This is a genomic window from Microbacterium sp. CFBP 8794, assembly GCF_014841235.1.
In the GTDB taxonomy this organism is placed as follows: Bacteria; Actinomycetota; Actinomycetes; order Actinomycetales; family Microbacteriaceae; genus Microbacterium.
Genome location: NZ_JACYTT010000003.1, coordinates 639,054 through 652,229 on the forward strand (window position 1 = coordinate 639,054; position 13,176 = coordinate 652,229).

Consider the following 13,176-nt stretch of genomic DNA (forward strand, 5'->3'; position numbering starts at 1 on the left):
GTGGCGACGACGCTCGACAGAGAGGACATCCTCGACGGGCTCAGGGCCCTCATCGCTGAGCTGCACGACTCACACCAGGTCGCGGGTATCCGGATCGTCGGTGGAGCAGCTCTCGCGCTCCGCTACTTCGACCGTGGCACGACGCAGGATCTCGATTCGCTCCACATCGAGCCGGGAAGTGACGCCGAAGTCGCAGCAGCCGCGGCGAAGGTAGCCCAGTCCCGCGGGTGGGATCCGGGCTGGCTGAACTTCGACGTCGAGAAGGCCGATGCGCTTCCCACGTTCGGTCGTAGATCGGTCGAGTGGGAGACCATCTACGACCACGACGGCATCGTTATCCACGTCGCCGCTCAGGAAGCGATGCTGGCGATGAAGCTGCGCGCCAACCGGCCCGGCCGCGATACGAACGACATCCGGCAGCTTCTACGACTGTGCGACGTCACCACACTCAACGACGCCGAGGAACCCTACGAGGACTTCTACCCGGGGGATGCGCTCTCGGACCGCGCCGTGAATATGGTCGCCGCCATCCTCGAGGGCGGGCTGCCAGACGAGGTCCCCTCGCCGGGGTCCGATTCCCGTCGGGGGCACGTGTCAGCAGAGGGCCGCGAGTCGTTCAGACTCCGCGGCCCTCTTCTCGTTCGCCGACGCGTGCACACCCGGCGACTCACCCGTTCATAAAGCGAATTCACCCGCATCGGTGGTGAGTGCCAGCCGTCGTCGGTCGAGGGTGAATGGCCGCCCGGCGTGGTCGCGCGGCGGGTGCTCAGCCGTGATCGTCGCTGTGACGCGGCCCCGTGAGCAGCCCCACGTCGAGCAGCGAGTCGAGAGTCTGCCGAACCGACGCCCGCGCGTCGCCCCCGTCCGGTGCCCCATGGGTCTCCACGGCGGCGGTGACGAGTTCGTCGAACGAGGCGCCGTCGGCGGCGAGCCACAGGGTGGGGCCGATCCCGTCGAGGAGGTGCACGGTGGTCTGGTCGTCGGGAGCTCTCGTCAGCAGCGCCAGACGCCCGTCGAGCTCGACGGCATCCTGAACCGGTGTCCGGCGGAAGGGGTGCACGTCGGTGCGATGGCGATTGTTCCGGGCGAGGGGAACATTCAGCGCGATGGCACCCGGCAGGGCCGCCCGTTCGGTGTCGAATAGGGCTCGCACGAGGGGGAGTACCTCTTCGGCCTCGCGATAGCGCAGGCCGAGCGCGCCTCCCGTCCCCTGGATGTGGCCGATGAGGGTCTGCAGGGGCGCCGTGAGCTCGCCGAGATAGCTGCACTGCGGGGCGAGGGCGGCGACGGCCTCGTCGACGGGAAGCTCGACGAGTCGCGGCGGCGCGTCGTCGCTCAGGCGATCGAGAGCCACGATGGCGTGCAGCCGCAGAGGTACGTCGGGAAGATCCCGCAGCCCCAGGCTGCGCGGAGACAGCTGTCGCTTGGCCCGCGCGACATCGTCGATGATCGACAGCGGTTTGCGGTAGGCCACGACCCCGCCCTCTGCGGTGACGCCGACGCTCTCGTCGCTGACGTAGGCGTACTCGCGGGCGAGACGCGACATGAGCGTGGTCTTGCCCATGCCGGACCGACCGGAGAAGAGGATCACGCGGCCCCGGTCATCGGCGATGGCTCCCGCGTGGACCATCCAGAGGTGACCGCGTCGGGCAGAGAGCGCGGCGTGGGTCACCTGGGTCGTCAGATCGGCGACGGTCGCGTCGAAGTGGAAATGCGCCCGGGGAGCCACCGTGGCGACGGGCGACCGCGGATGCGCCGGGCGAGTGCCCGACCAGGCTTCGCCCAGCAGATCGCGGTCGGACGGGCGGAGCCCTGCGATCGCCATGCGCACGACGACCCCGAGTGCCTCGATGTCGAGATCGGCGTCGGCGGTGGTCGGCACGGACATGAGGCCCTCCCCGTGCCGTTGCGGGGGCGACACGGCTACCGAGTGTGCGAGGTGGTCGATACCGGCGGTGCCCGCCGAGCGCGATGGTCGACCGGGTGAAACCCTCGGCGCCCGCGGCGGAATCGCGCGCGCCGGCCCTTTGTCAAGACCGGTCGACGCATTCGTCACCGCTTGCGATGCTGGACCCACCTTGGAAAGGGGTCTGTCATGAGTATCGGAGCCGGCATTGCGCTCTTCGTCATCGGCGCCATCCTCGCGTTCGCGGTGAACCTGCCGAACGAATTCGTGGACCTCAGCATGATCGGGTACATCATGATGGGCGCGGGGGCGGTCGTGTTCGTGATCGGGCTCGTGCTGCTCGTTCGCCGCCGTCAGACCGACACCGTCACCCGCACCGAGGCCGCGGGCGGCGCGCAGGTCACCCGTTCCACCACCCGCTCCTCGAACGACGACCTCGTCTGATCGCTCTCGGGGGCATCACCCCGAGGGACTCGCCATGACCGAACCCCCTCCCACCGTCGCCGACGATTCCGCTGTCGACGGCCTCTTCGACGGTCGGTACCGTCTGGGCCGCGTGCTCGGACGGGGTGGGTACGCCCGCGTGTACGAGGCTGTCGACACGAGTCTCGGGCGCACCGTCGCGCTGAAGGTGATCGACGCGGGCAGCGCCGACCCGTCGGACGCCGCGCGCGTGCGCTCCGAGATCCGCCTGCTCGCCTCGCTCTCGCATCCCTCGCTCGTCACGCTCTACGACGCGCGTCTCGCCGCCGAACCGGCCTACCTGTCGATGGAGCTGATCGCCGGCCCGACGCTCAGCGAGCTCATCGCCCGCGGACCCCTCCCCGGCCCCGACGTCGCCCGCACGGGGCGCGAGATCGCCGAGGCGCTCACCGTCATCCACTCCCGCGGCATCGTGCACCGCGACGTCAAGCCGTCGAACATCCTCGTGCGCCCTGCCGCCCACGCGGGAGAGAGCCCCCGCGCGACGCTGGCCGACTTCGGTATCGCGTCGCTGGTGGGCGCGACGCGCCTCACGCGCGCCGACACCGTCATCGGCACCGCCGCGTACCTCAGCCCCGAGCAGGCGCGGGGGATGCCCGCGGCCCCGCCCAGCGACGTCTACGCCCTCGGCCTCGTGCTGCTCGAGGCGCTGACGGGAACGCGCGCCTTCGCTGGCCGCACGCCGCACGAGGCGCTCGCCGCGCGTCTGGTCGCAGCCCCCGAGATCCCGCCGTCGATCCCCGACCGCTGGCGTACGGTGCTGCAGGACATGACGGCCGTCGACCCGGCGAAGCGACCGGATGCCGCGGGCCTCATCGCTGTGCTGCGCCCCCTGTCCGACCTCGAGACGTCGCCGGCCGCGTCCTCTCCGCGCACCGCGCCGCTGCCCGACGCAACCGCGCCCACGCGCGTCCTCGACTCATCCGCATCGACGTCTCGACGCCCCTCGCGTCGGCTCGTGATCGTGGCGTCCGTGCTCGCGGTGCTCCTCGCCGCCGGAGCGGTGACGGCGGCCGTCGCCGTGTCGAGCGCGGGATCGAGCGTGCAGCCCGAGCTCCCGTCGCTCCCGCAGCCGCTCGACCAACACGTCGATGACCTCTGGAAGGAAGTCGCTCCATGAGGCGCCGTATCGCTCCCGCCGCCGGTCTCGTCTTGGCTGCGGTCCTGACCCTCTCGGCGTGCACGCCGCCCGCGGCCGAGCCGACCGCGTGGCAGTCGACGGTCGAGACGGTCGCCGCGCAGGCGTCCGGCGGTGACTACGTCGCCGCCCTGGCGACGCTCGATGCTCTCGAAGCCGAGGTCACCGCCCGCCGCGACGCCGGAGAACTCGCCGCCGACGAGGCCGAAGCCATCCTCAGCCGCATCGCCACCGTGCGCGCCGACCTCACCTCACTCACGCCGACGCCCACTCCCACGCCGACGCCGGAGCCGGTGCAGACGAGCGAGCCCGTGCAGCAGCCGACCGTGCCGGAAGAAGACGGTTCGAGCGATGACGGCACCGACGACGAGGTCGACCCGGGCGACCAGGGACCGGGCAACGGGCCGTCCGACCAGGCGCCGGGCGGCAGTGGCAACGGGAACGGCAACGGCAACAACGGGAACGGAAAAGACGGCGGGGGCGGCGGACAGGGAAAGAAGAACGGCTGAGTCCGCGTGAGGACCGGGGCGGCGGCCGTGCCCGCGTAGAGGGCGGTCGCGGGAGTCGGCCACGCAACGATCTCGACCCCGGACGACGACGCCCCATCTCGTTGCGCGGCCGCCGAATGGCATCCATTCATCCGCATTCGCCGGTCGCGAGCCGTCGTCCCCGCGCGGCGTGCGAGGATGGCCCGGTGCCGCGCCGAGTGACCGCTGAACTCGACCTCGATCTGGGGTCGTCCGTCGACCTGATCTTCCAGATCACCGCCGCCCAGGGGGTGCCCCTCGTGAGCGAGACGTTGACCTTCTCGCAGGGCGATCGCGTGTACACGCCGACCGAGATCGTCGACCAGTCGGGCAGCCGCTTGCACCGTCTCACGGGGGAGCAGGGCCCGCTGTCCGTGCGGTACGAAGCGCGGGCGCACGGCCCGTCGCAGAACCCCCGCACGAGCGACCTCGAGACCATCACCTACCTGCGCCCCAGCCGGTACTGCCAGTCCGATGAGGTGTTCGCCCAGGCTCGCCGCCAGTTCCGCGGGCTCACCGGCGCGGAGTTGGTCTCGGCGGTCTCGAGCTTCGTGGCGTCCACCGTCACGTACACCCCCGGGCTGAGCCTCGGGACCGACAGCGCGGTCACCACGCTGATGACCGGCCAGGGCGTCTGCCGCGACTACGCGCACGTCGTGATCGCGCTGCTGCGGGCCATGGACATGCCCGCCCGCTACGCCGCGTGCTACGCGCCGGAACTCGAACCGATGGACTTCCACGCCGTCGCCGAGGCGTACCTCGACGGCGCCTGGTACGTGATCGACGCCACCCGCCTCGCCGACCGGCGCTCGCTCGTGCGCATCGCGACCGGACGCGACGCGTCGGACTGCGCATTCCTGAGCTTCTACGGCGGCTACGTCGGCCTCGATCGCCTGCACGTCGACGCGGTGCTCGAGAACGAGGTCCCGGATGCCGCGACCCCCGACGACCACGAAGCCCTGGTGCAGATCGCCTGAGACCCCGCCCAACCGCAGACACGGCGTCAGACTCCGCGCGTCGTCGCCCACGGCCGCGACTCTCGCATCGTGCGCGCGGGGAGCGTGCAGCCGGCTCGGCCTAGAATTGCAGGGCTATGGATCCCGCTGCCCTCTCCGCTGCCCTGCTCGCCGTCATCGCCCCGCTCGCGGAGGCGCGCCGAGAGGGCTCTTCGGCGGGGATCACGGCCGCCGACCTTCCGCTCGAGCGCCCGAAGAACCGTGACCACGGCGACTGGGCCTCCAACGCCGCGATGAAGCTGTCGAAGGTCGTCGGCGCCAACCCGCGGGAGTTCGCCGCCGACATCGCCGCGGGTCTCGAGGCCGTCGACGGCATCGCCAGCGTCGAGGTCGCCGGTCCCGGCTTCATCAACATCCGCCTCGACGCGGCCGCCGCGGGGGCGCTGGCCAAGACGATCGTCGACCAGGGCGCGGCCTTCGGCACGAACGACTCCCGCGCCGACGAGATCATCAACCTCGAGTTCGTCAGCGCCAACCCCACCGGGCCCATCCACCTCGGCGGCACGCGGTGGGCCGCCGCCGGAGACGCCCTCGCCCGCATGCTGTCGGCGCAGGGCGCCCAGGTGACGCGCGAGTACTACTTCAACGACCACGGCGCGCAGATCGACCGCTTCGCCCGCAGCCTCGTCGCCGCCCACCAGGGCGACCCGACGCCCGAAGACGGCTACGGCGGCGCCTACATCGGTGACATCGCGCAGCGCGTGGTCGAGGCGTACGACGGTGACATCGACGCCCTCGACGCCGAGGCCAAGCAAGAGGCCTTCCGCGAGCTCGGCGTCAACCTCATGTTCGGCGAGATCAAGCAGTCGCTGCACGAGTTCGGCGTCGACTTCGACGTGTACTTCCACGAGAACGACCTGCACGACTCGGGTGCCGTCGAGCGCGCGGTCGCTCGCCTGCGCGAACTCGGCCACATCTTCGAAGCCGACGGGGCGACCTGGCTGCGATCGACCGAGTTCGGCGACGACAAAGACCGCGTCATCATCAAGTCCGACCGGCAGCCCGCCTACATCTCGGGCGATCTGGCGTACTACCTCGACAAGCGCGAGCGCGGCTTCAACCGCTGCATCATCATGCTCGGCGCCGATCACCACGGCTACGTCCAGCGCCTGATGGCGATGTGCGCGGCCTTCGGCGACGAGCCGAACGTCAACCTCCAGGTGCTGATCGGCCAGATGGTCAACCTCGTGCGCGACGGTCAGCCCATGCGCATGTCCAAGCGCGCCGGCACCGTGGTCACTCTCGAAGACCTCGTCGAGATCGTCGGGGTGGATGCCGCCCGCTACGCCCTCACGCGCAGCTCGGCCGACTCGAACCTCGACATCGACCTCGACGTGCTGCAGAAGCGCACGAACGACAACCCGGTCTTCTACGTGCAGTACGCGCACGCCCGTACGCACAACGTGGCGCGCAACGCCGCCGCCTCCGGGGTCGACCGCTCCGAGTTCGCGCCCGAGCTGCTCGACCACGAGACCGAGTCGGCTCTGTTGGGCGCTCTGCAGGAGTTCCCGCGCATCGTGTCGTTCGCCGCCGAGGTGCGCGAGCCGCACCGCGTCGCGCGGTACCTCGAGGAGCTCGCGGGTCTCTATCACCGCTGGTACGACAACTGCCGCGTCATCCCGCTGGGCGATGCGCCCGTCGAGTCGGTGCACCGCACGCGCCTGTGGCTGAACGACGCCACCGGCCAGGTGCTGCGCAACGGCCTGACGCTGCTGGGCGTCAGCGCTCCGGAGCGGATGTAAACGATGACGGATGCCACGACGCACAGCCGTCGGCCCCGTCGCCGGATCGCGGTGATCGTGGTGATCATCGTGCTGGTGGTGGCGGCCGTGGTCGCGGCGGAGTTCATCGCGCGCTCGGTCGTGACCGGGACGGTGCGTTCGCTCGTGGTCGAGAACGTCGGTCTCCCCGACGACCAAGACGTCGATGTGCAGGTGGGCGGTGGCCTGGTGCTGCCGCAGGTGCTCGGCGGACGACTGTCCGAGGTCACCGTCGCCTCGGACGATGTCACCCTCGGTCCGATCACCGGTGACGTGCTCGTCGATCTGCGGGGCGTCCCCGTATCGGGTGGCGCCGCCGCCGAGGGGGGCACTGCTTCCGTGCGTCTCGACCAGGATCAGCTCCGCGAGCTCCTCACCCAGATCCCCGACCTGCCGGCGAGCACCGTGACGATCGCCGCGCCCGACGTGATGCTCCAGGCGTCGTTGTCGTTGTTCGGCATCGCCATCCCGGTCGGCGTCGGGGTGACCCCGGGCGCCTCCGACGGAGACCTCACCCTGGCCCCCTCCACGTTCTCCGTCGGCGGCAACGCCGTGGATGCCGACACGCTCCGTCAGCAGTTCGGCGGCGTGGCCGACGCGGTGCTGCAGACCTCGAGCCTGTGCATCGCCGATCGTCTGCCCGCGGGGCTCACCCTGACCTCGGCGACCGTGCAGGGCCCGGATCTGGTGGCGACGTTCGACATCGCCGGTGGCATCCTGAACGACCCGGCCCTCCAGGCCGACGGTTCCTGCGGCTGACGTCGCCCGAGACGCGTCGTCCGCCGGGGCGACGGGTCGGCGCCACTCACCCTGCGCGTGACCGTATTTCACCTGCGCATGTCGAAGTGTCCTGCGTGATCGGTCGGTGACCACTCCTCATAGCGTGACGACGTCGGTGGCCTCGGCTCGAATCGAGGTCGGCGACGTTCATCGCCCACGTCGCCGTCACGGCGCATCGTCACGCACGGGAGCACCCCCTCATGGCCGACATCAGCTCTGTCTCCTCGATCCTCGAATCCCCTCCGACCGCATCACCGGCCGGCGCCGCTCTCTCGCGCCGGTCGGTCGTGGCAGCCGGTGTCTTCGCCGTTCCGGCCGTCACCCTCCTCAGCCAGTCGCCCGCGTCGGCGAACACCTCCGTCCTGCCGCAGATCGCGATCGAGGCGGCCGGGGGAGTCATCCCGGCCACGGGACCCGTCGCCGTCACGGTGACCGTCCGCTCACTTGCGGGCGCCTTGCTCCCCGGGCAGGTGGTCTCTCTGACGGGTCCGCCCGACTCGAACTTTGCCTCGAGCGACGGCACCACCGACGGCTCGGGTCGGTTCACGACGACGTTCTGGCTGGCGAAGCCGTGGATCACCCCCGGAACGACGATCACGATCACCGCCGTCTCCACGGGAACGAGCGCGTCACAGGCGTTCACGGTGGTCGGCTCCAACATGCTGGCGACGGGACCGAACACGTGGGGCCACATCGGTAATGGCGCTCCCGGCGGCCAGTGGGTCACGCCCGCGCAGACGCTGCCGGTGTTCCCGAGCCCCGTGGTGCAGGTGGCCAGCGGCGAGGCGCACACGGTGGTCCTGCTGGCAAACGGGACGGTGTGGACGGCGGGAAACCCCGCCTATGGGCGCCTGGGCCGCGACACGAACGTGGTGCCCTACACCCAGTTCGGTCAGGTGCCCGGCTTGTCCGACGTCACCCAGATCGCGGCGCAGCGCAACGGTTGCTACGCCCTGAGCGCGGGAAAGGTCTACGCGTGGGGCTGGAATAACTGGGGCCAGGTGGGTGATGGCACGACGGTGGACCGGGATCGCCCGACCCTGGTCAGCGGTCTGTCCGGCGTCATCACTCTGGCGGCGGGCCGGGTGAACGGACTGGTGATCCTGGCCGACAAGACCGTGCGCGCGTGGGGTGCCGCGAACGAGAAGGGGCAGGTGGGCAACGGCAGCACGAGCAACCAGCTCACCCCGGTGACGGTGACCGGACTCTCCGACATCGTGCAGCTCGCGGGCGGAAACGACACGCACTCCGCGCTGAAGTCCGACGGGACGGTGTGGGCGTGGGGTGCGAACGACCAGGGCCAGGTGGGTGACGGCACAAACATCACTCAGCTGACACCGGTGATGGTCGCTCCCCTGAACCCGGTCCGGTACTCGGCGATCGCCCGCGGTGGAGACACGGGGTACGCCATCGTCGCCGACGCCAAGCAGGTCGTTGCATGGGGAAGGAACAACGAGGGTCAGGTCGGCAGCGGCCCGGCAGGGGCGCCCACCGAACTCCTTCCCCGCGAGGTCGACGGAATGACGAACATCGTCATTCTCGCCGCGGGTGTCTCGAGCGCCTATGCCAAGAAAGCCGATTCCACGGTCTTCGCGTGGGGTCTCAACACCAACGGCGAACTCGGTGTCGGCGACACGACCAGCCGCAACCTCCCGACGCCCGTCGCAGGGCTCTCCGGCCGCTTCATCAGTGCGATCTCCTCGGGTGCGCAGATGACGGCGGCCTACTTCGTCGCCGAGTCCGCGACGGTGACGGTCGACGTCGACTCGCAGGTGACCGCGGGCGCCGCCGGCGCCGTGACAGCCTCGGTCGTCGCCCCGTCGAGCGCGGTGATGAACACGGCGCTGACGCTGTCGGCGACGGGGGACACAACCCTGGGTGCCACGTCGGGAACGACCGACGGCGCCGGGCACTTCAGTACGACGGTGACTCCGAACGTGTGGACGCGGCCCGGTTCGGTGTTGCGCGTGACCGCGTCGTGCGATGCCGGCGCGGCGACCGATACGTTCACGGTGCTCGGCGCGAACACGCTGCACGCGGGGTACTCGGCCTGGACCGCCGGCGGCGACGGGACGTGGAACAACCACACCGTGGCCACGCAGTCGTCGCGACAGTTCCCTTCGCCCGTGGTGCAGGTCTACACGGGCTTCATCTTCGCAGTGGCATTGCTCGCCGATGGGACGGTGTGGTCGGTGGGCCGAAACGACTCGGGGCAGCTCGGCGATCCCTCCATCCCCGTGTACGACGGCGGAGCGTCGTCGGGTCCGTCGATGCAGGGACGGTCGACCTGGGGACGGGTTCCCGGGCTTCCCACCAACATCGTTGAGATCTCCGGCGGACGCAGCACGGTCTACGCGCTCGGCGCCGACGGCATCGTCCACGCGTGGGGATGGAACGGCAACGGCCAGGTCGGCAACGGCAACACCGTCGATCAGACCGGCCCGGTGCAGGTGGCCAACTTGACCGGGGTGAAGCGGGTCTGCGGGGCCTATCGCTCGGCGTTCGCGATTCTGAACGACGGTTCGGTGATGGCGTGGGGCAGCGACCGTAGTGGCAACCTGGGTGACGGCCGTGGCGATGGCACCGCGACGGTCGATCAGTTGACCCCTCTCGCGGTTCCGGGATGGGGCACCGTCACGGACATCGGCGGCGATCACCAGCAGACCGCCGCCCTCCGCACCGACGGAACCGTCTGGACGTGCAGCGCGACCAGCGGAACACTTGGCAACGGCACGGCAGCTACCAGTGCGGTGCCCGTGCAGGTGTCGGGTCTGTCGAACGTGTCGGCGCTCGGTTTCGGCTTCGGCTTCTTCCACGCCCTGCGTGCCGATAAGACTGTCGTCGGCTGGGGCGCGAACGACGTCGGGCAGCTGGGTATCGGCTCTGTGTCGACGTCGCCGGCGCTGAGCCCGACTCCGGTGTCCGCACTGGCCGCCGTGTCGCAGATCGCCGATGGATGGGGCGGCGGCTACGCCCTCCTTTCCAACGGTCAGGTGTGGGGATGGGGTCAGAACAGCAGCGGGGAGCTCGCCGACGGGACCACGGCCCTCCGCAAAGCCCCGGTGCAGATGACCGGCATCGGCGCTCGCCCGATTTCTCGGATCGACGCCGGTATCTCCGCCGCCGGCGCCTACCTGATCACCGCAGACGCCACGGTCACGGTCGACGTCGATGCACAGGTGCCGGCAGGAACGGCGGGGGTCGTGCAGGTCGCCGTCACGGCGGCGTCGGCGCCGGTGGCGAACGCGTCGCTGACGTTGTCGGCCACGGGCGGTGCCGTGCTCGGCTCGGCCTCGGGCTCGACCAGCAACGCGGGTGCCTACCAGACGAGCGTCACCCCCGACGTCTGGACCATGCCGGGTTCGGTGCTGCGCGTCGCCGCGAACAGCGACCTCGGTTCCGGGGCCGACACGTACCGGGTGCTGGGGGCCAACGCGCTGGGGTTCGGTCGGCAGACGGGATACGAGTTGGGTGGTGATGGGGCGACAGGGCCGCAGTCGTCGTCGTCCAGCGTGTCGCGAACGCAGGCGACGCAGTTGTGGCGGGAGTTCCCGTCCCCGGTGGTGCAGATGGTGTCGACGGGGTCGAGCGGCGACTCGTTCTACAGCTACAACTCCTCGTTCGCGTTGCTGCAGGACGGGAGCGTGTGGGCGGTCGGTGGCAATAGTCACGGTCAGATCGGCGATGGTGTGCAGACCTACCACGCGTCCTGGACGAAGGTGCCGGGTCTTCCGGCTATCACGCAGATCAGCGCGGGCAACCTGTCGGTCTACGCCCTGGACAGTTCGGGCAAGGTCTGGGCGTGGGGTGACAACTATTTCGGTCAGATCGGAGCGAACGCTCCGGCGCAGGGTCGTGCGCAGACTCCGGTCCAGGTGCCGGGGCTGGCGACGGTGAGGCAGGTCAGCGCGGCGTCTCAGAACGCGTACTTCCTGGTGACCGACGGTTCCGTCTGGTCCGTGGGTCTCGGAGGTGCGTCTCTGGGGGCGGGCAGCACGACGCAGCCCGACACCTCGACGCCGGTGCAGGTATCGGGTCTGTCAGGTGTGACGCAGATCGCGGGCCGTGCAGGCGGAGGTATCGCGCTGAAGAACGATGGGACCGTGTGGTCGTGGGGTGTCGACTACTCCGGCGCCTTGGGCTCGGGGACGACTCCGGTCCCGCCGCGGTGGTCCTCGGGGATTCCGGAGTACAGCTCGGCGACGCCGGTGCAGGTGGCGAGGCTGACGGGCAAGACCGTTACCGCGGTGGCCGGGTTCCTGAGCGGTGGTGTGGCGCTGACGTCGGACGGCGCCGTCTTCGCGTGGGGTGACGGTGTGAGCGGCACCCTCGGTGACGGGGCGAGCACGTCGCGGTCGGTGGCGACACCGGTGCAGGGCTTGGACTCGGGGGTACGGGTCATCTCGGCGTCGGGTCTCTCGGCGTACGCGATCAAGACCGACGGTTCGGTCGTCGCGTGGGGAAACAACTCCTCCGGTCAGCTCGGTGACGGTTCCACGGCCAACCACGCCGCACCGGTCGCCGTGGCGGGACTGGCCGGACGCTCGGTGACCGCACTGATGACGAACTCGCCCGTCTCGTACCGCATGTTCACCATCACCTCCTGACCTGGGGAGTCCCTCAGTGCTCGATCGTCGCCCTGCCCGGGCGCGGAATGCGCCGGGCGGGGCGACGTCGCAGGTCGGCGACGNTGCCTGTCACCAGACCTGCCGCCACGAGCGCGTCGAGCGCGGCCCGTGTCGCCGCGACGGCGTCGGGGGCGCGGTGGCTCCGGGTCACGGCATCGACGAGGTCCTCGAAGAGGGTGTACTCGGCGGCCAACCAGACCTCGGGGGCGACCCCCGCCAGCACCCGCAGGGTGCCCTCGCCGCTCGTCTCGGCGGTGAGCACGGCCAGGAGCCCGCCGTCGAGGCGGCACCAGTCGACGACCGGCACTCGTCGGAAGCGCCGGCCCGATGCGGCAGCAACGTCGCCGTGGTCGAGCGGCGGAGTGCTGCCGGCCCGGTCGGGCTCGGGCCGCGCCGCGCCGCCGACCGCTGCGCGCGCTGTGATGAGGTCGTCGAGGAGCGGCACCAGGTCGCGTGCCTCGGAGTACTGCGCGCGGACTGCCCCTCCCGTCTGCGCGAGGAGCTGCACGATGGTCTGCAGGGGGCGGATGGTCGTCGTGAGGGCGCTCGAGTGCCCGGCCAGGTCGGCCAGTGCGTCGACGTCGGCGAGGGGGACCAGCACGGCGGGGGATATCCCTGGCTGCCGGTCGAGCAGCACGAGGCGCGACAGGTGCAGCGGGGCATCGGGCAGGGGCTGCAGGCCGAGGTCCTCGGGGGCGCGCTGCACCTTGAATCCGTAGCCGTCGGTGATCACCGAGAGCGGCTTTCTGTACGCGTGGACGGCGCCGTCGGCGTCGATGCCGATCGTCTCGTCTGAGACATACCCCCATCGCCGGGCGAGGAACCTCGTGGCGGTGGTCTTGCCGGCGCCCGATCGGCCGATCAGCACCACCACGCCACCGTCGGGGCCTGCCAGCCCGGCGGCGTGCAGCATCCACCGGTCGTGGCGCGGTGCCGTG

9 protein-coding genes are annotated in these 13,176 nt (G+C 70.5%); 8 read left to right on the top strand and 1 reads right to left on the bottom strand.

The window, feature by feature from the left end:
• Nucleotides 1-681, top strand: coding sequence for a hypothetical protein (locus IFU19_RS10415; RefSeq protein WP_192013649.1), 681 nt, complete (start codon nt 1-3; stop codon nt 679-681).
• Nucleotides 682-766: 85 nt separating this feature from the next.
• Here the strand turns inward: IFU19_RS10415 and IFU19_RS10420 are convergent, their stop codons facing one another.
• A complete protein-coding gene (locus IFU19_RS10420) occupies nt 767-1,888 on the bottom strand; it encodes an ATP-binding protein (protein WP_192013651.1) in 1,122 nt (373 codons plus the stop codon).
• Between the two features lie 207 nt (nt 1,889-2,095).
• On the opposite strand from IFU19_RS10420, the gene IFU19_RS10425 reads away from it, so the two are divergent.
• The 7 genes from IFU19_RS10425 (at nt 2,096) to IFU19_RS10455 (ending at nt 12,217) form a co-directional block, all read left to right on the top strand.
• Nucleotides 2,096-2,350, top strand: coding sequence for a DUF6458 family protein (locus IFU19_RS10425; RefSeq protein WP_055834791.1), 255 nt, complete (start codon nt 2,096-2,098; stop codon nt 2,348-2,350).
• A 34-nt stretch (nt 2,351-2,384) separates the two neighbouring features.
• Nucleotides 2,385-3,509 (top strand): serine/threonine-protein kinase, encoded by a 1,125-nt coding sequence (locus IFU19_RS10430; protein ID WP_192013653.1) that lies wholly within the window; start codon nt 2,385-2,387, stop codon nt 3,507-3,509.
• The gene (locus tag IFU19_RS10435) at nt 3,506-4,036 is read left to right on the top strand and encodes a hypothetical protein (RefSeq protein ID WP_192013655.1); all 531 of its coding nucleotides are present in this window, start codon (nt 3,506-3,508) and stop codon (nt 4,034-4,036) included. Before IFU19_RS10430 ends, IFU19_RS10435 begins: the two co-directional genes overlap by 4 nt.
• 185 nt (nt 4,037-4,221) lie before the next feature.
• The gene (locus tag IFU19_RS10440) at nt 4,222-5,031 is read left to right on the top strand and encodes a transglutaminase family protein (RefSeq protein WP_192013657.1); all 810 of its coding nucleotides are present in this window, start codon (nt 4,222-4,224) and stop codon (nt 5,029-5,031) included.
• Nucleotides 5,032-5,147: 116 nt separating this feature from the next.
• Entirely contained in the window at nt 5,148-6,812 is a 1,665-nt protein-coding gene (gene argS, locus IFU19_RS10445; RefSeq protein WP_192013659.1) for an arginine--tRNA ligase, read from the top strand.
• 3 nt (nt 6,813-6,815) lie between these two features.
• Nucleotides 6,816-7,589 carry an LmeA family phospholipid-binding protein gene (locus tag IFU19_RS10450; RefSeq protein WP_192013661.1) on the top strand — a complete coding sequence of 258 codons (774 nt, stop codon included), beginning with the start codon at nt 6,816-6,818 and terminating at the stop codon, nt 7,587-7,589.
• Between the two features lie 221 nt (nt 7,590-7,810).
• Nucleotides 7,811-12,217 (top strand): RCC1 domain-containing protein, encoded by a 4,407-nt coding sequence (locus tag IFU19_RS10455; RefSeq protein WP_192013663.1) that lies wholly within the window; start codon nt 7,811-7,813, stop codon nt 12,215-12,217.
• Nucleotides 12,218-13,176 lie beyond the last annotated feature (959 nt).